The sequence below is a fragment of the Mycolicibacterium aichiense genome, from assembly GCF_010726245.1.
GTDB lineage: Bacteria > Actinomycetota > Actinomycetes > Mycobacteriales > Mycobacteriaceae > Mycobacterium > Mycobacterium aichiense.
On the sequence record NZ_AP022561.1, the window covers coordinates 5,193,436 to 5,216,339 of the forward strand.

22 protein-coding genes are annotated in these 22,904 nt (G+C 67.3%); 6 read left to right on the plus strand and 16 right to left on the minus strand.

Translation table 11 applies throughout. The annotated features are described in order from the left end of the window. Positions 1–21: 21 nt before the first annotated feature. Both G6N32_RS25070 and G6N32_RS25075 read left to right on the plus strand, forming a co-directional pair. Positions 22–2,121 (plus strand): MMPL family transporter, encoded by a 2,100-nt coding sequence (locus tag G6N32_RS25070; protein WP_115318426.1) that lies wholly within the window; start codon positions 22–24, stop codon positions 2,119–2,121. 9 nt (positions 2,122–2,130) lie between these two features. Next, complete coding sequence (locus tag G6N32_RS25075; protein WP_115318425.1) at positions 2,131–3,336, plus strand: cytochrome P450; 1,206 nt, start codon at positions 2,131–2,133, stop codon at positions 3,334–3,336. Here the strand turns inward: G6N32_RS25075 and G6N32_RS25080 are convergent. Genes G6N32_RS25080 through G6N32_RS25090 form a run of 3 tightly spaced genes read right to left on the minus strand, consistent with a single transcriptional unit; the run spans position 3,303 to position 5,957 of the window. Then, entirely contained in the window at positions 3,303–4,007 is a 705-nt protein-coding gene (locus G6N32_RS25080; RefSeq protein ID WP_232077324.1) for a hypothetical protein, read from the minus strand. The genes G6N32_RS25075 and G6N32_RS25080 overlap by 34 nt on opposite strands. Before the next feature lie 19 nt (positions 4,008–4,026). After that, positions 4,027–4,665: a PaaI family thioesterase gene (locus G6N32_RS25085; protein WP_115318424.1), complete on the minus strand. Its 639-nt coding sequence runs from the start codon at positions 4,663–4,665 to the stop codon at positions 4,027–4,029. Further along, a complete protein-coding gene (locus tag G6N32_RS25090) occupies positions 4,662–5,957 on the minus strand; it encodes an adenylosuccinate synthase (RefSeq protein ID WP_115318423.1) in 1,296 nt (431 codons plus the stop codon). The genes G6N32_RS25085 and G6N32_RS25090 overlap by 4 nt, the downstream gene beginning before the upstream one ends. Positions 5,958–6,026: 69 nt before the next feature. Here G6N32_RS25090 and G6N32_RS25095 point away from each other — a divergent pair, with 69 nt between their 5' ends. Together G6N32_RS25095 and G6N32_RS25100 are read left to right on the plus strand one after the other, a co-directional pair. Next, positions 6,027–6,635: a peptidase M50 gene (locus G6N32_RS25095; protein WP_115319032.1), complete on the plus strand. Its 609-nt coding sequence runs from the start codon at positions 6,027–6,029 to the stop codon at positions 6,633–6,635. Positions 6,636–6,673: 38 nt separating this feature from the next. Next, on the plus strand, positions 6,674–7,453 hold the full coding sequence (locus G6N32_RS25100; protein WP_115318422.1) for a site-2 protease family protein: 780 nt from the start codon (positions 6,674–6,676) through the stop codon (positions 7,451–7,453). A 137-nt stretch (positions 7,454–7,590) separates the two neighbouring features. Here the strand turns inward: G6N32_RS25100 and G6N32_RS25105 are convergent, their stop codons facing one another. The 12 genes from G6N32_RS25105 to G6N32_RS25160 form a co-directional block, all read right to left on the minus strand. Continuing rightward, positions 7,591–8,424 (minus strand): SDR family oxidoreductase, encoded by an 834-nt coding sequence (locus G6N32_RS25105; protein WP_115318421.1) that lies wholly within the window; start codon positions 8,422–8,424, stop codon positions 7,591–7,593. 16 nt (positions 8,425–8,440) lie between these two features. Next, complete coding sequence (locus G6N32_RS25110; protein ID WP_232077326.1) at positions 8,441–9,817, minus strand: aldehyde dehydrogenase family protein; 1,377 nt, start codon at positions 9,815–9,817, stop codon at positions 8,441–8,443. 17 nt (positions 9,818–9,834) lie between these two features. After that, positions 9,835–11,442: an AMP-binding protein gene (locus tag G6N32_RS25115; RefSeq protein ID WP_115318420.1), complete on the minus strand. Its 1,608-nt coding sequence runs from the start codon at positions 11,440–11,442 to the stop codon at positions 9,835–9,837. Continuing rightward, positions 11,439–12,263 (minus strand): alpha/beta fold hydrolase, encoded by an 825-nt coding sequence (locus tag G6N32_RS25120; RefSeq protein ID WP_115318419.1) that lies wholly within the window; start codon positions 12,261–12,263, stop codon positions 11,439–11,441. Before G6N32_RS25120 ends, G6N32_RS25115 begins: the two co-directional genes overlap by 4 nt. Continuing rightward, the gene (locus tag G6N32_RS25125; RefSeq protein WP_115318418.1) at positions 12,260–13,516 is read right to left on the minus strand and encodes an acyl-CoA dehydrogenase family protein; all 1,257 of its coding nucleotides are present in this window, start codon (positions 13,514–13,516) and stop codon (positions 12,260–12,262) included. The genes G6N32_RS25120 and G6N32_RS25125 overlap by 4 nt, the downstream gene beginning before the upstream one ends. 2 nt (positions 13,517–13,518) lie before the next feature. After that, positions 13,519–14,391, minus strand: a complete 873-nt coding sequence (locus G6N32_RS25130; RefSeq protein ID WP_163789448.1) for an SDR family oxidoreductase — start codon at positions 14,389–14,391, stop codon at positions 13,519–13,521. A gap of 28 nt (positions 14,392–14,419) precedes the next feature. Beyond that, positions 14,420–15,286, minus strand: coding sequence for a MaoC/PaaZ C-terminal domain-containing protein (locus G6N32_RS25135; protein ID WP_115318417.1), 867 nt, complete (start codon positions 15,284–15,286; stop codon positions 14,420–14,422). 1 nt (position 15,287) lies between these two features. Further along, complete coding sequence (locus tag G6N32_RS25140) at positions 15,288–15,728, minus strand: type II toxin-antitoxin system Rv0910 family toxin (protein WP_115318416.1); 441 nt, start codon at positions 15,726–15,728, stop codon at positions 15,288–15,290. A 24-nt stretch (positions 15,729–15,752) separates the two neighbouring features. Then, positions 15,753–16,943, minus strand: a complete 1,191-nt coding sequence (locus G6N32_RS25145) for a lipid-transfer protein (protein WP_115319029.1) — start codon at positions 16,941–16,943, stop codon at positions 15,753–15,755. 104 nt (positions 16,944–17,047) lie between these two features. Next, positions 17,048–17,662 carry a TetR/AcrR family transcriptional regulator gene (locus tag G6N32_RS25150; RefSeq protein ID WP_115319028.1) on the minus strand — a complete coding sequence of 205 codons (615 nt, stop codon included), beginning with the start codon at positions 17,660–17,662 and terminating at the stop codon, positions 17,048–17,050. Positions 17,663–17,780: 118 nt separating this feature from the next. Beyond that, positions 17,781–18,416: a TetR/AcrR family transcriptional regulator gene (locus G6N32_RS25155; protein ID WP_115318415.1), complete on the minus strand. Its 636-nt coding sequence runs from the start codon at positions 18,414–18,416 to the stop codon at positions 17,781–17,783. Between the two features lie 190 nt (positions 18,417–18,606). Further along, positions 18,607–19,596, minus strand: a complete 990-nt coding sequence (locus G6N32_RS25160) for a PE-PPE domain-containing protein (protein ID WP_115318414.1) — start codon at positions 19,594–19,596, stop codon at positions 18,607–18,609. A gap of 146 nt (positions 19,597–19,742) precedes the next feature. Between G6N32_RS25160 and G6N32_RS25165 the strand changes: the two genes are divergently transcribed. Together G6N32_RS25165 and G6N32_RS25170 are read left to right on the plus strand one after the other, a co-directional pair. Beyond that, on the plus strand, positions 19,743–20,639 hold the full coding sequence (locus tag G6N32_RS25165) for a cation diffusion facilitator family transporter (RefSeq protein ID WP_115318413.1): 897 nt from the start codon (positions 19,743–19,745) through the stop codon (positions 20,637–20,639). A gap of 5 nt (positions 20,640–20,644) precedes the next feature. Beyond that, positions 20,645–22,414, plus strand: coding sequence for an FUSC family protein (locus G6N32_RS25170; RefSeq protein WP_232077328.1), 1,770 nt, complete (start codon positions 20,645–20,647; stop codon positions 22,412–22,414). Here G6N32_RS25170 and G6N32_RS25175 read toward each other — a convergent pair. Then, entirely contained in the window at positions 22,411–22,827 is a 417-nt protein-coding gene (locus tag G6N32_RS25175; protein ID WP_036343010.1) for a DUF3151 domain-containing protein, read from the minus strand. The genes G6N32_RS25170 and G6N32_RS25175 overlap by 4 nt on opposite strands. Between the last annotated feature and the right edge of the window lie 77 nt (positions 22,828–22,904).

A 22,904-nucleotide genomic window follows, 5' to 3' on the forward strand; every position in this document is an offset into this window, starting at 1 on the left:
AAATGAAGCTATCTTGGAGTCATGCACCGAGGATTCGAGGGCCGACGACCCGCCTGGGACCGCGTCGGCGAGCTTGTCAGCAAGCGGTTTTCCTGGCTGTTGGCGCTGATCATCGCGGTGATCGGCGGCGGACTGATGGGCGCCTTGGGGCAGGGCTCGTCGGCCGATCAGTCACCGGTCGCCCTTCCTCCCAGCGCGGAATCCGCCAAGGCCGCAGCGTTGCTCAAGGAGTTCCCCGGAGGCGGCGCAGCGCCGGTGATCCTCGTCGTCACGCGCACCGACGGCGAGGCGCTGACCCCTGCCGACCTGGCCGCCGCCGAGGCCGCCCGCGGGCGGATGGTCGCCGCCACCGGCACGGGCGGTCCGCCGATCCCGGTCACCGCATCCGAGGACGGCAAGGCCGCCCTCGCGCCGGTGCCGGTTGACTCCACACTGTCCGGCTTCGCACTCAACGACGAAGTCAAGTCGCTGCGGGAGGCCGCCAAGGCGGGACTACCCGGCGACCTGACAACCAACGTCACCGGCGGCCCCGCATTCGGCGCCGACATCGCGAATGCGTTCTCCGGCGCGAACATCACCCTGCTGGCCGTCACCGGCGCGGTGGTCGCGCTGCTTCTGATCATCACCTACCGATCGCCGGTGCTGTGGCTGGTGCCTCTTCTCGTCATCGCGTTCGCCGACCGGGTGGCCGCGGTGCTGGGTTCGGCGATCGCCGAGGGCACCGGCATGACCGCCGACGGATCGACGTCGGGCATCACCAGCGTTCTCGTATTCGGTGCCGGGACGAACTATGCGCTGCTGCTGATTTCGCGCTATCGGGAGGAGCTGCGCTCAGCGCCCGATCACCGGGCGGCGCTGCGCACCGCGGTCCGGTTCGCCGGGCCTGCGATCGCGGCCAGCAACGCCACCGTGGTGCTGGCCCTGCTGACCCTGCTGTTGGCGTCATCGCCGAGCACCCGCAGCCTCGGTGTCCAGGCCGCCTCCGGACTGGTGGTCGCCGCAGTGTTCGTGCTGCTGATGCTGCCACCGCTGTTGGCGTTATTCGGCCCGAAGCTGTTCTGGCCGTTCATCCCTCGTCCCGGCGGCGAACAGATCACTGCCACCGGTGCCTGGCATCGGGTTGCGGACTGGGTGTCCAACCACGCCGGCCGGGTCACCGTCGCCTCCACGGCTGTGCTGATCGTGCTGGCGACCGGACTGTTGGCAACCCCGGTGGGGCTCAACCAGATCGACCAGTTCCGGGTCAGCGCAGACTCGGTGGCCGGCTACCGGACGCTGTCGGCTCACTTCCCCAGCGGGCTGACCGACCCGACCCGGGTCATCGGCCGCGCTGACGCGGGCGCCGCGCTGGAGGAGGCCATCCGGACCACCCCGGGCGTCATCTCGGTCAACCCGGCAGGCAACTCAGCCAGCGGGCTCAGCCAATGGCAGGTCGTGCTCGCCGCCGAGCCCGCCTCCGATGCGTCGTTCGATACCATTGCCGCCCTTCGAGATTCAGTCCATCGAGTCGATCCCGGCGCGCTGGTGGGCGGATCGGACGCACAGGCACTGGATGCCAAGAACGCGGCGGTTCACGACCGCTGGGTGGTGATCCCGGCGATCCTGATCGTCGTTCTCGCGGTGCTGTACATCCTGCTGCGGGCGGCGCTGGCGCCGTTGATCCTGGTCGCCGCCACCGTGCTGTCCACCATGGCCGCACTCGGCCTTGGCGGCTGGGTCAGCGTGCACCTGCTCGGCTTTCCCGCGCTGGACAACACCACCCCGCTGTTCGCGTTCCTGTTCCTGGTCGCCCTCGGGGTGGACTACACGATCTTCCTGGTCACCCGCGCCCGCGAGGAGACCCCGCAGCACGGCACCCGTGGTGGGATCGTGCGGGCGGTCTCGGCGACCGGCGCGGTCATCACCAGCGCCGGCATCGTGCTGGCGGCGGTGTTCACCGTGCTGGGCGTGCTGCCGCTGATCGTGCTCACCCAGCTGGGGATCATCGTCGGCCTGGGCATCCTGCTGGACACCTTCGTGGTTCGTACGGTGGTGATCCCGGCGCTGTTCACCCTGATCGGCCCGGCGATCTGGTGGCCGGCGTTCTCCCGCGCAGAGATCGAACCCGCCGAAGGCGCGTAACGTCGTGGGATGACGTCTGCGGCCGCACTGCCACCACTGCATATGCGGCGCAACGGGTTCGATCCCACGCCGGAACTACGCGAGATCCGTGACGGCAGCGGAGTGGTCACCGCCGTCAACGCGTTCGGCATGCAGGTGTACCTGATCACGCGTTACGACGACGTCCGGGCGGTGCTGTCCGACCACGAGCACTTCGCCAATGGACGGCCGCCGGGCTTCGTGGTCCCCGGTGCACCACAGCTGCCCGAGGAGGAGCAGGCCAGCAACCGCGCAGGCAACCTGCTCGCCCTCGATCCGCCCCAGCACACCCGATTGCGGCGGATGCTGACCGGTGAGTTCACCGTGCGCCGGATGAAAGCGCTCGAACCGCGCATCGTCGAGATCGTCGAGTCACGACTGGATGCGCTCGAGACAGCCGGTTCGCCGGCCGATCTGGTGGCCGAGTTCGCGCTGCCGATCCCGTCGCTGGTCATCTGCGAACTGCTCGGCGTGCCGTATTCCGACCGGGACGATTTCCAGCGACGCAGCGCCCGTCAGCTTGATCTGTCCATCCCGATTCCCGAACGCCTGGAGCTGGTACGCCAGGGACGCGAATACATGGGCACGCTGGTGACGGCGGCCCGACACGCCCCCGGTGAGGACATGCTCGGCATGCTGGTGCGGGACCACGGCACGGAGTTGAGCGACAACGAGCTGATCGGGATTGCCGGCCTGCTGCTGCTCGCCGGGCACGAGACCACGTCGAACATGCTGGGATTGGGCACCCTGGCGTTGTTGCGCCACCCCGATCAGCTCGCCGCGGTCCGTGACGACCCGGACGCGGTCGCCCCCGCCGTCGAGGAGCTACTGCGCTGGTTGTCGATCGTGCACAGCAGCATCCCCCGCCTGGCCACCACCGACACCGAGGTTGCCGGCGTTGCGATCCCGGCCGGCAGCCTGGTGCTGGCGTCCTTGGCGTCCGGCAACCGGGATGCGGCCTTCGTCGACGATCCCGACGTCCTGGACATCAGACGAGACATCGTGAGCCACTTGGCATTCGGCCACGGGGTGCATCACTGCCTCGGCGCGCCGCTGGCTCGGATGGAGATGCGGATCGCGTTCCCGGCGCTGCTGCGCCGCTTCCCGGCACTGGCCTGCGCCGAGCCGTTCGACGACATCGAGTTCAAGCCGTTCCACTTCATCTACGGACTGCGGTCCCTGCCGGTCGCCTGGTGATCCTCGAACATGCCCGCACGGGCGAGCAGTAGAACACTGACCACCAGGACCCAGATCGGGAAGCCCAGGGTGAGCCACATGCTGACGTCGCTGGCGATCAGCAGCGCCACCGCGAGCAGATAGCTGACATACACCAGCCAGCGCGGCATCAGGCGGGTGCGAAGCCAGATCGTGGCGAGCGAGATCATGAATACCGCCGCCATCCGCAGCGCATAGGTCTTCGACAGGGTCAGCACCACCATCTGCCCGAACAGCGCCACCTCGCTGTGGCCGAGCAGATCGTGGCCCAGCGCACTGTTGCCTGCCGCCAGACCCGCCCCGATCGCGCTCGTCACGAACATCATGGCCAGGAACAGCAGTCCGCTGCCGAGGAAGACCGTCGAGAAGAACCGGTCTTCGAGCCTGCCAAGGCCGTCGCGCACGACGCCGATGAACCACAGGAAACTGATCCCCGCGAACGGCATCAACACCGCCGCGATCTTCATCTTGCCGCCGGCGGCGTCCAGCCACTGCGATCCGGGCTGCGCCCCCTCGGGCAGCGACGAGCGGATCAGGATCAGGTTGGCGCCGAACAACAATGCGAACGCGACCCCGGCCGCCGCGGCGGCCCGCGGCGTGGTCAGGCTTTTCAGGGTTGACGAGCCTCTGGTGTCAATGTTGGAGCCGGCCACGTCATCATCGTGACAGACGTCAGGGCTGCCCGGGCAGCAGACGCACCATCAATCCGTGCGCTTCTGCGCAGAGCGTGCCGTCCGGATCTCGCATCTCGGCGTTGACGAAGGCCTTGCGACCCTCGGCTTCCCGGAGCCATCCGCGCACCGTGAGCTCGGTGTCGATCGGGGTGACGCTGCGGTAGTCGACATGCAGGAACGCGGTGCGGCTGATCGGCCGGCCGGTGGCGTGAATGACCATCCCGAATACCGAGTCGAACGTCAGCGGCAGCACGCCGCCGTGCACGGCGTAGTTGCCCCCGACGTGGAACCGGCTGAACCGGACCGTCAATTCGACTGCCTCAGAATCGAATTGGGTGACCCGATACGGCGGCATCAGCAGGCTGCCGGCACCCGGCAGGCTGGGCACCCGATTGGCGGGCCCGACCCCTTCGGCCGCTTCGAACGGTCCGAGTAGCGCGACCAGTCGATCGGCAAGGTCGGCTGCCGCGGTCCAGGTGTCCGGGTCCGGGTCGGCCGAGACCGCCAGGTCCTGCGCCCGTCGCATCGCGGTCAAGAACCGGCCGAAACCTTCACCGGGCCGGGCGACTTCGAACTTCGGGAAGCCGCCGTGCTTGTAGTAGTCGGGGTCGAGTTCGTATTCGTCACGATCGGTCATCGGGGGGCCAGCACGTCGCGGCGCACGATCGTCTGGTCCCGTCCCGGTCCGACACCGATGCACGAAACGTAGGCTCCGGCAAGCTCTTCCAGACGCAGCACGTAATCCCGCGCCTTGGCGGGCAGGTCGTCGAACTCGCGGGCGCCGGAGATGTCCTCCCACCAGCCGGGCAGCTCCGCGTATACCGGCTCGGCACGGGCGATGTCACTCTGGGTCATCGGCATCTCGTCGGTGCGCTTGCCGTCGACTGTGTAGCCCACGCAGATCGGCACCGTCTCCAGGCTGGACAACACGTCGAGCTTGGTGAGGAAGTAGTCGGTGATGCCATTCACCCGGGTGGCGTAGCGGGCGATCACCGCGTCGAACCAGCCGCAGCGGCGTGCTCGGCCGGTGGTGACGCCGACCTCGCCGCCGGTCTTGGACAGATACGCGCCGTTCTCGTCGAACAGCTCGGTGGGGAAGGGACCCGATCCGACCCGGGTGGTGTAGGCCTTCAGGATCCCGAGCACTGTGGTGATCCGGGTGGGCCCGATGCCGGAGCCGACCGCGGCGCCGCCCGCGGTGGGGTTCGACGACGTGACGTACGGGTAGGTGCCGTGGTCGACATCGAGGAGCGTGCCCTGAGAGCCCTCCAACAGCACCGTCTCGCCGGACTCCAGCGCGGTGTTGAGCTGCAGGCGGGTGTCGGCGATGCGGTGCCGGAAGCCGTCGGCCTGGGCCAGCAGCGTCTCGAGCACCTCGTCGGCGTCGAGCGCCTTGCGGTTGTAGATCTTGACCAGAACCTGGTTCTTGAGTTCGAGGGAGGCCTCGATCTTGGCGGCAAGCAGATCGCGGTCCAGGACGTCGGCGACGCGGATGCCCATCCGGGCGATCTTGTCCTGGTAGCAGGGTCCGATGCCGCGGCCGGTGGTGCCGATCTTCTTACTGCCCATGTACCGCTCGGTGACCTTGTCGATCGCCACGTGATAGGGCATCAGCAGGTGCGCATCCGCCGAGATCAGCAGGCCTGACGTGTCGACGCCACGATCCTCCAGCCCGGCGAGCTCGCCCAGTAGTACCCCCGGGTCCACGACGACACCGTTGCCGATGACGTTGGTGACGCCGGGGGTGAGGATGCCCGACGGGATGAGATGCAAGGCGAAGTTTTCGCCTGTCGGCAGTACGACGGTGTGGCCGGCGTTGTTACCGCCTTGGTAGCGCACCACCCACTGCACGCGTCCACCGAGCAGATCGGTGGCTTTTCCTTTGCCCTCGTCACCCCACTGGGCGCCGATGAGGACGATTGCCGGCATGGTATTTCTCCTGCTTATTGTGGTGCAGCCGGTGACCTACCCTATCGGAGCGCAGCACGAGGAGTGTCGTTGACCAACACCACGATCACCGTGTTGCGTTTCGGGGGCCGCCGGCTGCCCCGCGCGCTGGCCGCCCTGGAGCACCGTGACGGCGACGATCCGGCCCAGATCGACGCCGCCGCCGCAGGGGCCTCGCGGGTGATCGTGGTGGGCTCGACGGCCGACCTGGCGGTGGTGCTGACCCGGCTGATGCGACTCGAACGCCTCGACGTGGAAGTCGCCACGATATCGCGGTGGCGCGGTGCCCGGCGCGCGTTGACCGGTGTGGCACAACGTATTCCGTTGATCCGCGACGAGACCGGAACGGCGTTGGTGGACGCCGCGTTCTGGCTGCCGCCCGGCGAGGAGCGGGTGATCGAGGGCGAAGCCGTCGTCGACGACCAGGTGCTGTTCGATGGCGCGGTCACCGGGGTCCGGGTCGAGCCGATCGCGGCGATGCCCGGCCTGCGGGCGGCGGTGCTGACCGGCCGGATGCGCCCGCGGCGCTGGCTGACCGGGCGCGCCGTCCAGCTCGGCACCACCGGTGCGCGAGTGGTGCGTGACGGGTCGCTGATGCCGCGAGAGGTCAAACGCTCGGCGTTTTACCGGCACACCACGGGGTGGCTGCGGGTGTCGTGAGGACCAGGTCGCGGCGGTGTCTCGGGTAGTTTCGTGAGGTGAGCGTTCGACCGCTGCGCCAGTCGGTGCGGCCCAGCCCCGTCTTCCTGGTGATCGTTGCGATCACTGTTGCCGGTGGGGTGCTGGCCTGGCTGGCCGCCGAAACCGTGCGGCCGCTGGCCTACGTCGGGGTGTTCATCTTCGTCATCGCCGGCTGGGTGGTGTCGCTGTGCCTGCACGAGTTCGGCCACGCGTACACGGCCTGGCGCTTCGGCGATCACGATGTGGCGATCCGCGGCTACCTGACCCTCAACCCGTTGAAGTACACCAGTCCGCTGCTGTCGCTGGCTCTTCCGCTGCTGTTCATCGCCCTCGGCGGCATCGGGCTGCCGGGGGGCGCGGTCTACGTCCGCACCTTCTTCATGACGCCGCGACAACGCACCCTGGTCAGCTTGGCGGGCCCGGCAGCCAATCTGCTGCTGGCCGTCGTGCTGCTGGTGGCCACCCGAATGTTCTACGACCCCGCCCACGGCGTGTTCTGGTCAGCGGTGGCGTTCCTGGGGTTCCTGCAGATCACCGCCCTGCTGCTGAATCTGCTGCCGATTCCGGGCCTGGACGGCTACGGCGCGCTCGAGCCACACCTGAGCCCTGAAACGCAGCGAGCGGTGGCCCCGGCCAAGCAGTTCGGGTTCTTGTTCCTGCTGGTTCTGCTGCTGGCCCCAGCCATGAACCGATGGTTCTTCTCGGTGGTCTTCTGGTTCTTCGACCTCTCCGGAGTGCCCGGCGGTCTGGCGGCGATCGGGTCTGCGCTGACCCGGTTCTGGTCGGCCTGGCTCTGATCTCAGGCACCAAAACGGGGGGCAGCGATCCCCTCCGTCGTTGCCCCCCGGCTCGGTCCATCCCCCGGATTGGCACCCTCAACCTATCCACGGAAACGACCGCTGGGCAGCGACTTGGCAAGAAATTTCGGCACGCGTCAGTTCTGGAGGCCCTCACTGATCCGCGAGTCGTAAGACCGGCGGACGTCGCCGTCTCCGTCGAGCATCCGGTGGTCGGCACCGAGTAGGCCCATCGCCGCAGCGCGAGCCCGGGCGGGCAGTAGTCCGTAGACGGCGGTCAGCGGGCCGAGCCGGCGCGGCACGTACACCGATCGTCTGCCGCGGCGAACCGCCTCCACGATCGCGTCGGCGACCACCTCGGGGGCGCAGGTCCGCAGGAGCCAGTGGTCGGAGAGCCCGGCGGAAAGCTCCGTTCTCACCATGCCCGGGTAGACGGTGGTGAAGGTGATGCCACTCGCGGCGGCCTCGAGGGCGACGGCTTCGGTGAAACCGGCGACCGCGAACTTGGTGGCGGTGTAGGTCGACACTCCGCCGAAGCCCATTCGGGCCGCAGCGGACGCGACATTGACGACGTGACCGCAGTGCCGCGGCCCCATCCGCTCCATCGCGAGTTGGGTTCCGTAGATGACCCCGGCCACGTTGATGGCGAGTTGGCGCTGAATCGAGTCGGCCGATTCCTCGACCGCCGGCGTCACCGGCATGATGCCGGCGTTGTTGATCAACACGCCGAGCGGGCCGAGGGCGTCGGTCACCGAGTCCAGGAAGCACTGGTAGCTGGCCCGGTCCGTCACGTCGACCTCGCCCCACCAGCAGCCGATCTCGGCCGCCGTCAGTTCCGACTGCGCGATGTCGACATCGCCGATGGCCACTTTGGCTCCGGCCCGGACGAACGCCGACGCGGTCGCCGCTCCGATGCCGCGGGCACCGCCGGTCACCACCACGACGCGGTCCCTCAGGTTCGTTGTTGCCATGTCTCGTGCCTCTCCTCTATGCGAACCGGCGCCGCAGCCCACGTGCGCCGATCAACCGCGACACCCGGCGCATGATCGCTCGGCGCACCGGCGTGTACGGGTACCAGGTGAGCTCTCGGGCGGGAGCGACTCGCGCCGCGACGATCGCCTGCGGTCGGCAGAACTTCAGGACCGCGTCACTGCCGCCCCGGGATCCCAGGCCGGACTCTTTCCACCCGGCCTGCGGCAGTGCCAAGGTGAACAAGTTAGCGAACACATCGTTGATGTTGACCGCGCCCGCGTCGATGCGCCGAGCGATGCGTTCGGCACGGTGCGCATCACCGCTGAACACCACCGCCGACAGGCCGTAACGGGAGTCGTTGGCCAGTCGCACAGCCTCGTCCTCATCGTCGACGCGCACGATCGGCAGCAGAGGTCCGAAGGTTTCCTCCGTCATGCACACCATGTCGTGGTCGGTGTCGGTGAGTACCGTCGGCCCCTCGCCGTGCCCGATCAACTCGGCTGCGCCGCGGGCTATCGCGTCATCACGGTGTCGGCGCACCACATCGGCCTGGGCCCGGTTCGTGAAGCGTCCCATGTCAATCCCGGTGCGCAACCGCGTCGCTTCGGCGACGACCCGTGCCACGAACTCGTCGTAGACCGCCGACTCGACATACACGCGTTCGACCGACACGCACATCTGACCGCAGTTGGCCATCGCTCCCCACACCGCGGCGTTGGCGGCCCGAGTCACGTCCGCGTCGTCGAGGACAATCATGGCGTCCTTGCCGCCCAGTTCGAGAGCGCAGGGCACCAGGCGCTCGGCAGCCGTCCTCGCGATGGCACGCCCGGTGCGCGCGGATCCGGTGAATTGAATGAAGTCCACGGTGTCGGCCACGGCGGCACCGTGGTCGGCGCCGCCGCACACCACATCGAGAACCTGCGGCGCACCGATATCCGCCCACCCGGCGATAGCCGCAGACACCGCCGACGGGGTCAGCTCCGACGGTTTGACCACGACCGCGCACCCGGCCAGCAGCGCAGGCACGGCGTCCAAGAGCGAAAGCCCGAGCGGGAAGTTCCACGGCGTGATGACACCGACCACCGGATAAGGCCGCTGAACGATCAACTGCCGCTTGGTGATCGCCAGCATCCCGTGGGGACGCGGACGACGGTCGGCGAGCAACCGCGGTGCCCGCCTGCTGTGGTAGTTGATCGCCTCGATGACGTAGGGAATCTCCAGCCCCGCTTCGGTGGCCGGCTTGCCGGTCTCCCGCATGAGCAGGCCTTCCAGTCGGGACTGGTTATCCCACAGCCAGTCCCGATACCGCGCCAGCCACCGCACCCGGCTCGAGACGGGCAGCGCCGCCCATGCCGGCTGTCCGGCCCGCACCAGTGCCACGACGTCGCTCACCGTTTCGGCCGCGTCGTTCACTCCGCGGCTCCGGCCATCAGATCTCGCTTGAGCACCTTGCCAGTCTCGTTGCGGGGCAATGCGTCGAGGAAGACCACGTCTCGCGGGATCTTGTGACGGGCCAACCGATTGCGCACGTGGGCCCGCACCGCGTCGGCGTCGAGAGCCGTGCCGTCCTGGACGACGACGAACGCGCACAATCGCTGGCCGAAGTCCGGATCCGGTACACCCACCACCGCGGCTTCGGCTATGCCGGGATGGTCGCCGAGGAGGTTCTCCACCTCGACCGGATACACGTTCTCTCCGCCGGAGACGATCATGTCGTCGTCGCGTCCGTCGACGAACCACAGGCCGTGATCATCGAAGTGGCCGGTGTCACCGGAGGACATCAAGCCGTCCAGGACCTTCTTGCTGCCACCGTCGGTGTACCCCGAAAAGCTCAGGCCGCTGGACACATACAGCGTTCCACTCTGCCCCGGGCGCGTGATCACCCGGTCGTTCGCGTCATAGGCCGCGATACGGCAACCGACCGGGGGACGCCCGACGGTGCCCGGCGCGATGCGCAGTTCGTCGGGAGTCGCGACGGCGGCGGTGGCAACCTCGGTCGAGCCGTAGAGGTTGTAGAGCACGTCGCCGAAGGTGTGCAGGGTACGACGGCATACCCCCGGGGACAGCGCGGAGCCGGCCGCGAAGATCAGCTTCAGGGACGAGGTGTCGTACCGGTCGATCTCGTCGGGTCCGAGGTCGAGGATCCTGCTGAGCATGGTCGGCACCAGGATGATGGCACCCGCTCGGTGCTCCTCGGCCGCGGCGAGCACGGCCGATGGGTCGAACCGCCTGGACAGAGCGATGTGGTTTCCCAGGGCCAAACCGACTGTGGTCGTGGCTAATCCGGTGGCGTGGAAGAGCGGTGCCGCCACGACATAGCAGCTGCCGGCCGGCCACGGGATACGGTCGAGAAGCTGAGCGGACTGCACCGGGCTGATCCGGTCGCGTGGGGCCCCCTTGGGGGTTCCGGTGGTCCCGCTGGTCAGGAGGACCACTCCGCCGGGGTGGGACGGATACGGCATGGGGTCGGCGGACTGGCTCGACGCCAGGTCGTCGAGCACGGCTCGAGTGGCGCCCTCCTCCGACCAGTTCAGCAGCACGTCCACGCCATCCGGCAGCGCGGCCAACAGCTCGCAGAACTCCTGATCGGCGAGCACCAGTCCGATCCGCTCGCGTACGCACACGTCACGCAGCTGCGGACCGGCGAACCCGGTGTTCAGCAGAACCGTTCGCAGGCCTGCCTTTCCCGCAGCGGCCAGGGCCACGATGACACCGCGATGGCCGCGGTTGAGCAAGCCGATCGTAAAGTCGTGGCCGGGCCGGCGGCTCAGCAGGACCCGCGCCACGGAGTTGGACATCTGATCGAGCTGACGAAACGTCAGCGTTCCGCGTTCATCGGTCAGAGCGGGCGCGTCGCCGTAGCGGGCGGCGGTGTAGCTGACCAATCCACCGAACGATCCGTAGTGCCGTAACGCTGCGGCCGCGGTGGCTAATTGGATGGGATTGGTCAGGTTGATCATCCCTCGTCGTTGCAGCACCGCGACGGCACGCAGGAAGTTCACCAGGTCCTTGGTCATGGCAACCCCAGGATCAGTCGCACGACCTCGTGCGGGTCGTCGAGCTGCGGGCAATGCCCGGAGCGCGGCAGCACGACGAGGGCGCTGCCCGCGATCTGCTGGTGCAGGGTACGGCTGGCGTCGACCGGAATGATGCGGTCCCTGGCGCCGTGTGCGACTACTGCGGGACAGGTGATCTGCAGATCGCGATGCCCGTCGGCCGTTTCATGCGCGTACTGGAACGCATAGCGGCCCAACGTTGCCAATGCCGCGGGACCCCCGACTGTGCGCCGCCATCGAGCGACGACGGCGGGATCAGCAAGGGCGCCCGGCCCGTAGAGCATGTGGCGGACAGCCTTGGCGGTCGCCCACCGCAGCACCGTCGCCGGGATCGGCAGCATCGCCGCGGTGTGCCATACCTGCGGTGGAAGCCGCCTGCCGCGGGCAAGCCGGGCGGGCAGGTGGCGAGCGTTGAGCGGGTCGTTGAGCGCCAGAACCGCCTGCACTGCAGCCGGATTACGGGCCGCAGCGCGCACCGCGGTCGCCGCACCCAACGAGTTCCCGACAAGCACGGCAGGCCCGCGGTCGTCGAGCAGCGCATCGACGAAGGTATCGAACTGTGGCAGCATCGGGCCGCGTCGTCGCCGCTCCGCCCACCCGAATCCGGGTAGGTCGACCGCGACGGCCGACCGGCCGGCGGCCTCGAGCTGCCCGAGCACAGCCCGCCAGGTGTCGGCAGAATCCGCGTAGCCGTGCAGCAACACGATCGGCGGCCCGTCACCGTCCACCGACAGGACCCGGGTGCGCACGCCGTCGTAGCAACCCGTGCCGATGGTGATCATGCCGAGAGCAGTCCCTTGGCGATATGAGTCACCTGCACCTCGTTGCTGCCCGCGTAGATCATCAGCGACTTGGCGTCACGGGCAAGCCGTTCCACGCCGTACTCCGCCATGTATCCGTTGCCGCCGAACAGCTGTACAGCCTCCATCGCCACTTCGGTAGCCGCCTGCGATGAGTAGAGCTTGATGGCCGATGCCTCCGCCAGTGACGGCATGCGGCCACGGCTGAGCGCCTCCAACGTCTGGAACACCATGTTCTGCACATTGATTCGAGCAACTTCGATCTGGGCCAGCTTCAGCTGGATCAACTGGAACTGGCCGATGTTCTTACCCCACAACGTGCGAGTTTTGGCATAGTCGACGCACAGTCGGTGACACTCGTTGATGATGCCCAGTGACATCAATGCGATACCGATCCGTTCACCGGCAAAGTTGGCCCGAGCACTCTCGCGACCGTCACCCCCGCCGTGCTGTTCGGTCTCGCCGAGCAGCCGGTCGGGTCCGAGCCGGACGTTGTCGAAGAACAGCTCCCCGGTGGGCGAGGACATCATGCCCATCTTCTTGAACGGCTTGCCCTGGGTCAGCCCCGGCATACCGGCATCGAGGACGAAGGTGAGCACGGGCCGGTCGCGCTTGCCGACATCGGAACCCGGGCCCTCGTCGAGCTTCGCGTAGACCACGATGACATCGGCGTCCGGACCGTTGGTGATGAACGTCTTCTGGCCGTTGAGGAGATAGTCCGAGCCATCGCGCCGCACATAGGTTTTCATGCCACCAAAGGCGTCGGAACCGGCGTCGGGCTCGGTGATCGCCCAGGCCGCGATCTTCTCCAGCGTCATCAGTTCCGGGAGCCAACGCTCCTTCTGCGCCAGCGTCCCGCGCGACATGATCGTCGAGGCGCCGAGGCCAAGGCTGACCCCGATGGTGGACAGCAGACCGATGCTCACCGCGGCGAGTTCGGTCACCAGGATGGCAGCCATCGACGCCTGGGCGCCCAGCTCACCCAGCCCCGCGCCCTTGGACTTCGACGGTGCCGAGTCGCGGGACTCCGCCTTCGCCCGTTCCCGATCCAGCATCGTCTTCACCGCTTCAGCTGCCATCACGTCGAGGCCGAACTCGCTGAACAGCTTTCGCGCGATCGGATACGGCGACCGGCTTCCGTCCTCGAGCTCCTCGATATGCGGCCGGATCTCCTTGGCGATGAACTCCCGCACGGTGTCACGCATGATGATGTCGGTCTCCGACCATTCGATCATGATCAGGCTCCCGGCAGACGTGCGGCGATATCGTCGATCTCCCAGACCTCGTCGGTCTCGATGGTCTCCACGTCATGCCAGCCCTTCAACAACGAGATGGCACCACCCTGCACCGCATACACCTGCCCGGTGAGCGGGCACTTCTCGCTGGCGAGATAGGCGACCAGCGGCGAGATGTTGGCCGGCGCGAACAGGTCCAGTCCGCCGTCCTCCGGTTCGGCCATGAGCGCGCCCATTCCCGGCGTGGCGAGCGTGAGGCGCGTGCGCGCGATCGGGGCAATCGCGTTGACCCGCACGCCGTAGCGCTCCAACTCCTCGGCGGCGATCAGGGTCAGCGCGGCGATGCCCGCCTTGGCCGCACCGTAATTGGCCTGGCCCGCATTCGGGATGGTGAGCCCGGATCCCGATGCCGTGTTGATCACCGCAGCCATCGGCTGCTCACCGGACTTCGCCTGCGCCTTCCAATACTCCGACGCATGATGCAGCATCGCGAAGTGACCCTTGAGGTGCACCGTGACCACGGCGTCCCACTGCGACTCGTCCATCCCGGCGATGAACGCGTCGCGCAGAATGCCGGCGTTGTTCACCAGCACGTCGAGGCGGCCGTACTCGTCGATCGCCTGCTGCACGAGGCTCTTGGCACCCGCCCAGCTGGAGATGTTGTCGCCGTTGGCGACCGCGCGGCCGCCCGCGGCGGTGATCTCCGCGACCACCTCGTGTGCCGGGCCGGAATCGGCACCCTCACCGGTGTTCGAGCCACCCAGATCGTTGACGACCACGAGGGCACCCTCACGAGCGAACAGGAGCGCGTGCTCGCGGCCTATCCCGCGGCCGGCACCGGTGATGACGGCAACCCGTCCGTCCAGAATTCCCATTTGTATTCTCCTGTAGGTTGTTTCAGCTCTAGTCGGCGATGACGGCGAGACCGTCGGTGATCGCCAGTTCGCCGGCAGCGGCCCGGCTGGTCTCGAAGGCGTACGTCGTCACAGCGTCGGCGCTCGACTGTTTCCAGATCCTGGTCTCCAGGTCGTCGCCCGGGAGCACCATCTTCGAGAACCGCACCGCCAGCCTCTTGAGTCGGGCTACGTCCGAATCGGCCACCTCGGTCAGCACTGCCCACGAGGTGAACGCCATGGTGCACAGACCGTGCGCGATGATGCCCGGTAGGCCCGCATCGCGGGCCACCTCCTCGTCGAGGTGGATCGGCATCGGGTCACCTGAGGCGGGCGAGTACCGGAACGTCTGGTCGAGGTCGACGTGCTGGTTCACCTTCGCGATCGGCGCGTTCGCCCGTAACCCTTCATCGAACTTGTGTGACGGAGTCAGCGTGCCGATCTTCTTGCCTGCGTTGAACCCTCGCACGAAGCAGGTCACGTATTGCTCGTTGACGAGCTCACCGTCCTCGGTGCGGCATTCGACGAGGATCGCTGCGCGGGTCCCGTTGTCGAGGCCCTCGTACCCGATCATCTTGCCCCGCGACACGAGCTTGTCGCCCGGCCGGATCGGCCGATGGAAGAAGAAGTCCTGCTCACCGTGCACCACTCGCGGCACCAGTTCCACTGGCAGCACGTCCACTGTCGGCATCATCATGGCCTCGAAGACCGGGACGATCGCGAAGACCGGCGGTGCGATATCACCCGCCCGATGCGCGGCGATCGGATCGTTGGTGGCCGCAGCATATTCCGCGATGCGTTCCCGGGTGACCTCGAATCGGTCATCCTCGGTCCAGGTGTCCAGTCCCGCGTCGTCGAATTCCAGCGTGTCGGTCATGTCAGACTGCTGCCGCTGCCAACTCGTCGAGCTTGGCCAGCGTCTTGTCGAGCTGCTTGGCGCCGTCCTTCTCGACTGCCTTGGCCAGCGCCCCCTTGACGAGGGCACCTTCGAAGTCGCCGGCAACGGTGAAGCGCGATCCGGTTCCGACCGGCTCGATAGTGAACGTGAAATCGGCCTTCACGCCGGCCATTCCGGTGCCACCGAGCGCCAAGCTCGTGGGTGCGTCGACCGACTTCACCGCCCATTCGATCTTGTTGGCCATGTTGAGCATGACGATCTTGGCGGTGAGCCGGGCTCCCGCGGTCAGGGTTGCCGGCGGCTCGTCGAGCCACTTGTCGTGAACGGTGAACCACTGACCCCAGGTGTTCGGGTTGGAGATGATGTCCCAGAGCGCTTCCGGGCTGGCCGCCAACTCACGTGTCGCTTCGATGTGTCCCATGAAAATGTTTCCTTTCGTCTGAGGTCAGCGCTCAGCGCGCTGGTAGGCGGTCACGACAGCCGCGCCGCCAAGGCCGATGTTGTGTTGCAGGGCGGCAGTCACATCCGACACCTGCCGTTTGTCCGCGGTCCCGCGCAGCTGCCAGGTCAGCTCCGCGCATTGCGCCAATCCGGTGGCGCCAAGGGGATGACCTTTGGAGATCAAGCCACCCGAGGGGTTGACCACCCACCGGCCGCCATAGGTGGTGTCACCGGAATCGATGAGCTTGTGGGCCTCACCTTCGCCGCACAGGCCGAGGGCTTCGTAGAGCAGCAGCTCGTTGGCGCTGAAACAGTCATGCAGTTCTATGACCTGAAAGTCATCAGGACCCAGCCCCGCTTGGTCGTAAACTCGCCGCGCCGCTTCGACATTCATGTGATGGCCGATCAGCGCCTTGCAGGTTCCGTCGAACGTGTTGGTGAAGTCGGTGGTCATCGCCTGGCCGACGATCTCGACGGCTTGTCCGGCGAGTCCGTGCCGGTCGACGAATGCCTCAGAGGCCAGAATCGCCGCACCTGAGCCATCCGACGTGGGTGAACACTGCAGCTTGGTCAACGGGTCGTAGATCATCGGCGCGGCAAGGATGTCCTCGAGGCTGTACTCCTCTTGGAACTGCGCATAGGGGTTGTTGACCGAATGCCGGTGGTTCTTGTAACCGATCTTGGCGAAATGCTCTGCGGTGGAGCCATATTCCTTCATGTGCTCGCGCCCAGCAGCACCGAACATCCACGGCGCCGGAGGGAACAGAACCTCGGATATCTCGGCGAGCGCCAGGAAGTGGTTCTCCATGGGCTGGGCCCGGTCGTTGAACGTCGAACCCAGCGATCCCGGTTGCATCTTCTCGAAGCCCAGGGCCAGCGCGCACTCGGCGAGGCCGCCGCGAATGGATTGCGCAGCAAGGTAGAGGGCCGTTGATCCGGTCGAGCAGTTGTTGTTGACGTTGACCACCGGAATACCGGTCATCCCCAGCTCGTAGAGCGCGCGCTGCCCCGACGTCGATTCGCCGTAGACGTAGCCGACGAAAGCCTGATCGATGTGTTCGAAGTCGATTCCGGCGTCCTCGATCGCCTTGCTGCCGGCTTCCTGCGCCATTTCCGGGTAGTCCCACCCTTCCCGACGGCCAGGCTTCTCGAACTTGGTCATTCCCACGCCGATCACGAACACTCTGTTCGCCATCACCACTCCTTCTCCCGGCATCGCTGGCATCGGTGCGACGCGATTCCAGAAACATACCGACCGGAACGTATCTTTGCAAGGGTCGGTTTCGACGCGCGTCGCGCTCAATCCCCGAGCAGCGCACGCGAGAGCTCGGGCCGCAGGTACAGGGCGGCCCGCTCCCAACGATGGCGTGCGCGAAGCTGATTGCGGTCAGCCAGGCTGGCGACCAGAATTCCGCGCAGTGCGTCCATGGCGGTGAAGATTGCGTTGCGTAGGTCCTTCTTCGGCACCCGGCCCGGCAGGAACTGGGCGATCGCGTCGACGATGGTGCCATTGACGCGCGGCTCGACCCGCGCGATATGCGCGGCCAAGACGTCGTCGGTCCAAGATGCAGCCCAAAGTTCCATCGTCGCAACAAATACCGCGCCCTGATGGGTTTCCCACAGCAGCTCCAACACGCTGCCGGCGATGTCGGGACTGTCGCGCAGACGGCCGTGTTCACGGACGACTGCCTGGATCCGCTGTTCGGCGAGATGCTCGACTGCCGTCACCACGAGCTGCTCTTTTGATTTGAAATGATGCCCTTGGGCGCCGCGCGTAACACCGGCGATGGCCGCGATCCGGTGTGTGGTAGTGCCGGCATAGCCATATGCCACAAGACATTCCACGGTGGCAGCGAGAAGACGCGATCGCATTGCCGCGGTTCGCTCCAACTGCGTCCTGGGCGCGTCGGGCATGCCGGCTCCGGCCACCACCGTCCTCCGATCGCTGCTGTGCGCAGGGATACTACATGCGTACCGGAGTGTATGTAAGTGCCAGGACTAACGTGGCGGCGGTGGGCTCACCGAGACTGGGCTAATCAGAGTCTTTGGCGGCCAACGCCTCTGAGAGCATGGCGGCCAGATACACGCATGCGCGGTCCCACCGCCGACGGGCTTGGGTCTGGTCTCGATCCACGAAACCGACGACCAGAATTCCGCGCAGCGCATCCATCGCGGTGTACAACACGTTCCGTACCTGCTTGCGTGCCGCATGATCGGGCAACAGTTGCGCGATGGCCGTGATGAGGGTGCTGTTGACCATCGGCTCGACCCGTGCCACCTCCTTCGCCAAGACGTCGTCGGTCCTGGCGGCCACCCACAACTCGATGGTGGCGACAAACATGTCACCCTGATGCGAATTCCACAGGAACTCCAGCACCCCGACAACCGGGTCGGGCCCCTTCCAGATGCCGGCGTCCTGGCGCATGGCCTTCTGAATCCGCTGCTGCGCAAGGTACTCGACAGCGGCGACGACAAGATCCTCTTTCGAGCGGAAATGGTGCACCTGCGCTCCGCGGGTCACACCGGCGATCTCGGCGATTCGCGGCGTGGTCGTGCCGGCATATCCGTAGGTCACCAGACATTCGATCGTCGCGTCGAGCAGCCGAGTCCGCATTGCTGCGGTGCGCTCAGCCTGAGTCCGGCGCTCACCCACGCTCACCACAACCATTGCCGCCTTACGACATCCCGATCCTCATGAGAATCGTCGTTTGTCGGACATCGTAGCGATCGAGTCGCGTATTGGCGCTCACGCCGTGCCGAAACGGTCGGTCGGCATCGTCAGACGACCGGTGATCGCCACGTTGTCAGCTCATAGCCACTAGATCAAGGCGTCGCCAGTCGAGAGCCGCGGGAGACCCCTACCCCACGGTGCGAGGCCTCGAGTGCGCCGTCGCGCTGCCCGGACGGCGTGCCGGCTCAGAGGAGCGATGCCCCGGGGTCGACCCGAGACCGGATCTCGGCGCTTTCCGCCCCGGTCGTTCGCCGGCATAGCCGGTGTTGATGATCTTTCGCAACGGTTTGTCCAATGCGTCCACGGCCGCATCGGGCACACCGAGGGCTCGCAGCGGCCTCGTCAGGGGAAGCTCATCGGTGGGTACCAGGATGTGAGTGGTCGTACCCCCCAGGGAGTTCGTGCTCGAGGTGACCACATTGCGTGGATCGTTCAGATCTACGCCCCCTTTGTTGGGGTGCAGATAGATCACCCCGGCAAGCGCGTTGAGGTCTGCCAACAGATTGAGCGGGTTATCCGGGAAATCGGCGTAGCCGTCGTACTCATGCACGATTTCTGTTGTGTCGTAGGGTGTTTCGACTGGAGCTCGGGGAATGGTGGCGTCCAGTATCGGAATGTGCACGTGCGGCAGCTTCGCCAGCAGCCCCCCGTCGCTGTTGGTGGGGTCCCCGATCGTGACGAAGGAGATGTCCGTCGGCGGGTCAGGCTGAGCCATCAGCGCCCGCTTCTCGTAGTTGACCACCACCGCCCCCTGGCTCAGTCCTACGACGGTGACCGGTCCGTCCACGTCGACCAGGGCGCTGTCGAGATTCGCGACCCCGACCGCGACCGACTCATCGAGCGTCAACTTCCCTTGAATCGGCCACAGCTGCGCGGGGTACTGCACGCCCGTGGGATCCGGATCGGTGAAGAGGCCTTGCTCGTACAAAGCATGCATCATCGCTTCCGACGGCACACTCTTGCCGGTGCCGCCGACTACCAGCACCTCGGCGGCCGTGAAAGCAGTCGACGGATCGGCAAGCGCGGACGAGGGCGTCATGGCGCACGCAGCCACCGTCACCCCCGCGAGAACACCGCATACCGCGCTGCGCGCGGCCATCCCACGACAACCCTTCATCGGAACTCCCTGACGCCGCGGCCGAACAGTGTGCTTTTACAAACATTCATGCACGTATGTGACATGAACCATAGCATCGCGCTCTCTCGGCCAGGCCCGAGTGGAGACGCTTGCGACATATGCGCTTTTGCGCATATATTCCTCGCATGGGAGCCGGACACGACCACAGCCACGGCGGTGACACGCGGGTGAGCCGGATGCTGATCGCCGCGGGCATCCTGACCGTGTTCTTCGTCATCGAGCTGACCACCGCGTTGATGATCAATTCGATCGCGCTGCTGGCCGACGCCGGACACATGCTGACCGACCTGGTCGCGATGTTCATGGGATTGACGGCCGTGCTGCTCGCTCGCCACGGGCCGGCGTCGGCGGCCCGCACCTACGGCTGGCACCGGGCCGAGGTGTTCACCGCCGTCGCCAACGCCGTCCTGTTGCTCGGTGTCGCGGCGTTCATCCTTTACGAGGCGATCGAACGGCTGGGCAACGCACCCGAGATCCCCGGCGTCCCGATGATCGTGGTGGCCGTCGCCGGCCTGGTCGCCAACCTGGCCGTCGTCCTTCTGCTGCGCTCCCAATCCGAAAAGAGCCTTGCGGTCAAGGGCGCCTACATGGAGGTGGTGGCCGACACCGTCGGCAGCGTGGGCGTGCTGATCGCCGGCATCGTGAACGTGACGACGCACTGGCCGTACGCCGACGTGGTGGTCGCGGTGTTCGTCGCGATCTGGGTGCTGCCCAGGGCGATCGGGCTGGCCCGGGCCGCGCTGCGCATCCTGTCCGAATCGTCGCCCGCCCACATCGACGTCGACGAGCTGCGGGCGGCGCTGGCCGCCGTCGACGGCGTCACCGAGGTGCACGATCTCCACGTGTGGACGCTGGTACCGGGCAAAGACATGGTGACCGCGCACCTGACCAGCACCGGAGACTCCGACCGGGTGCTCGACGACGCCAGGGCGGTGCTGTCCGCCCGCGGGCTCGAACACGCGACGGTGCAAGTGGAGCCGCCCGGATGCGCTGACGACTGCCCCGGCCAGACCGACTGGTGAGTTAGTTGAGCACTCCGCCGCGCTGGCCCATCGGGCTGCGCGCGGCGATCAGCACGGCCATCCCCGTCACCGCGGGATGGGCCGCGGGAGCGATGGGCTCCGGACTGATCGCCACCCTCGGCGCATTCACGTCTCGATTCGGCGGTGACCGGCCCTACGCCAACCGCGGTATCGAGCTGGCGACCGTGGCAATGTCGCTGGCCGCAGCAGTCGCAGTGGGCGGATGGTCGGCGCAGGTGCCGTGGCTCGGAGTGCTGATGGTGTCACTGGTCGCCGTTGCGGCGGTGTGGCTGTGCAACGCCCTGGCCGTCGGACCGCCCGGGGCGTATATCTTCGTCGTCGCCTGCGCCGCCGGGATCGGCGCCTCCGCGGCCCATTTGGCGCCCTGGGCGCTGGGTCTGCTGGTGCTCGCCGGGGGCGCGGTGGCCTGGCTGGTCCAGATGGCCGGGGCACTGGTCCATTTCCGCAAACCCGAACGCACCGCCGTCGCGGCCGCCGCCGAGGCCGTCGCCGGCTACATCGAGGCCGCGAACTCGCCGCAGGAACGCGCCGCCCGCCACCGCGCTGCCGCCGCGCTGCACCGCTCGTGGAGCGTGCTGGTGAATTATCAACCGCTGCAAGCCCGCCCGAGCAGCGTCCTGCACCAGCTGCGTGCCGCCAACCACGCAGTGCACGTGTTGTTCACGACGGCGGTCACCGCCGCCGCGCAGGGCACCGCCCCGGCTCCCGAGACCGCCGCGTTGGCCCGCCGGCTCGGCACGCTGCAGTCGCCGCCGGAGGACGTCGCGACCCGCGAGGCCGACCGGATACCGCTGGGGAGTCCGCCGGTGCTCACCGTGCTGCGCCGTGCGATCAGCCCGGGATCGCCGGTCCGCCACATCATGCAGCGAGTCGCCGTCGGCGCCCTGCTGTCCGGAGCGGCGGCGATGGCCCTGGGTGTGGACCATGCGTACTGGGCGATGGCGGCCGCGGTCCTGGTGCTGCATCAGGGCACCGACCGCAGCCGCACGATGCGCCGCGGTGGCGAGCGGCTGCTGGGCACCTGGGTTGGCCTCGGACTGGCCGGGGCGATCCTGTCGCTGCACCCGCACGACCTGTGGCTGGTGCTATTGCTGGCGCTGCTGAACTTCATCATCGAGGTGCTGGTGGTCCGAAACTATGCGCTGGCAACGGTTTTCATCACCACTGCGGCACTGACCATCTCGTCGGGTACGCATGCGGTCGACGTCGGGCACCTTCTGCTGGCGCGCGGCATCGACACGCTGATCGGCTGCGGGATCGGGGTGGCCGTCTACCTGGTCGCTGTCCGCTGGCAGGAGTCCACCCGCTTGACCGACGCGATAGCGCGCACCCTGGACGCGGCTGCGCAGGTACTCCCCTATGTCGCCGCCGGTGACACGGTCGGGCTGGCGGCGCGGGCGGCTCGCCGGGATCTGCAGATCGCCGCGATCGCTCTGATGGAATCCGACGAGGCCGCGATGGCCGGGTCGGTACGGCAACGGGAAGCCGCCGAGCAGTGGTTGCCCGCGGTGACCGCGACCGAGCAACTGGCCTACCGCACGATCGCGGCCTGCTGGACCATCGAGCACCGCGCTGACGGCGTCGAGTTCGGCCGCTCACTGTTCGGCGGCCGATCAGCCCAGCCGCACGTCGAGGCGCTCGCGGCGCTCGCAACCGCAGTGCGCACCGGCGCTGCGGCACCCGAGCGCGGCGATCCCCTGCCGTTCCTGGCCGACGAGGTCACCGAGCTGCGCCGGTCTCTGGCCCGGGACTAGGCGAGGCCCAGTTCGACGCGGGCCGCCGGATCGCAGTCGTCGAGCAAATCCAGGCACCGAGCGAACTCGTCGGTCTCCCCGATGGCGTCGGCGGCCCGCGCCAGCGCCGCGACGCAGCGCAGGAAGCCGCGGTTCGGTTCATGGCGATAGGGAACGGGACCGAAACCCTTCCAGCCGTTGCGGCGCAACTGGTCCAGGCCACGGTGGTAGCCCGTCCGGGCGTAGGCGTAGGCGGTGATCGCCTTGTCATCGGCGAGCGCTTCCTCGGCCAAGGTCGCCCACGCCACCGATGCGGTCGGGTGCGCTGCGGCCACGATGGCCGCCTTCTCCCCGGCCAGCAGTTCCGCTTCGGCCTCGATATCCCCAGGCAGCAGCACGGGCTCGGGGCCCAGAAGGTCACCAAACGATGTCATTGCCCTATTGTGCCGGTGCCACCGCCCGCCGATGGGCGGACCCAACGGTTAGGGTCAGAAGCACCAGTACTTCAGGA

What these genes read in the sequence shown, in the direction of transcription:
- G6N32_RS25070 (WP_115318426.1), top strand. Translation starts at nt 22, where the DNA reads ATGCACCGAGGATTCGAGGGCCGACGACCCGCCTGGGACCGCGTCGGC.
- G6N32_RS25075 (WP_115318425.1), top strand. Translation starts at nt 2,131, where the DNA reads ATGACGTCTGCGGCCGCACTGCCACCACTGCATATGCGGCGCAACGGG.
- G6N32_RS25085 (WP_115318424.1), bottom strand. Translation starts at nt 4,665, where the DNA reads ATGACCGATCGTGACGAATACGAACTCGACCCCGACTACTACAAGCAC.
- G6N32_RS25090 (WP_115318423.1), bottom strand. Translation starts at nt 5,957, where the DNA reads ATGCCGGCAATCGTCCTCATCGGCGCCCAGTGGGGTGACGAGGGCAAA.
- G6N32_RS25105 (WP_115318421.1), bottom strand. Translation starts at nt 8,424, where the DNA reads ATGGCAACAACGAACCTGAGGGACCGCGTCGTGGTGGTGACCGGCGGT.
- G6N32_RS25115 (WP_115318420.1), bottom strand. Translation starts at nt 11,442, where the DNA reads ATGACCAAGGACCTGGTGAACTTCCTGCGTGCCGTCGCGGTGCTGCAA.
- G6N32_RS25120 (WP_115318419.1), bottom strand. Translation starts at nt 12,263, where the DNA reads ATGATCACCATCGGCACGGGTTGCTACGACGGCGTGCGCACCCGGGTC.
- G6N32_RS25125 (WP_115318418.1), bottom strand. Translation starts at nt 13,516, where the DNA reads ATGATCGAATGGTCGGAGACCGACATCATCATGCGTGACACCGTGCGG.
- G6N32_RS25130 (WP_163789448.1), bottom strand. Translation starts at nt 14,391, where the DNA reads ATGGGAATTCTGGACGGACGGGTTGCCGTCATCACCGGTGCCGGCCGC.
- G6N32_RS25135 (WP_115318417.1), bottom strand. Translation starts at nt 15,286, where the DNA reads ATGACCGACACGCTGGAATTCGACGACGCGGGACTGGACACCTGGACC.
- G6N32_RS25140 (WP_115318416.1), bottom strand. Translation starts at nt 15,728, where the DNA reads ATGGGACACATCGAAGCGACACGTGAGTTGGCGGCCAGCCCGGAAGCG.
- G6N32_RS25145 (WP_115319029.1), bottom strand. Translation starts at nt 16,943, where the DNA reads ATGGCGAACAGAGTGTTCGTGATCGGCGTGGGAATGACCAAGTTCGAG.
- G6N32_RS25150 (WP_115319028.1), bottom strand. Translation starts at nt 17,662, where the DNA reads ATGCCCGACGCGCCCAGGACGCAGTTGGAGCGAACCGCGGCAATGCGA.
- G6N32_RS25155 (WP_115318415.1), bottom strand. Translation starts at nt 18,416, where the DNA reads ATGGTTGTGGTGAGCGTGGGTGAGCGCCGGACTCAGGCTGAGCGCACC.
- G6N32_RS25160 (WP_115318414.1), bottom strand. Translation starts at nt 19,596, where the DNA reads ATGAAGGGTTGTCGTGGGATGGCCGCGCGCAGCGCGGTATGCGGTGTT.
- G6N32_RS25165 (WP_115318413.1), top strand. Translation starts at nt 19,743, where the DNA reads ATGGGAGCCGGACACGACCACAGCCACGGCGGTGACACGCGGGTGAGC.
- G6N32_RS25175 (WP_036343010.1), bottom strand. Translation starts at nt 22,827, where the DNA reads ATGACATCGTTTGGTGACCTTCTGGGCCCCGAGCCCGTGCTGCTGCCT.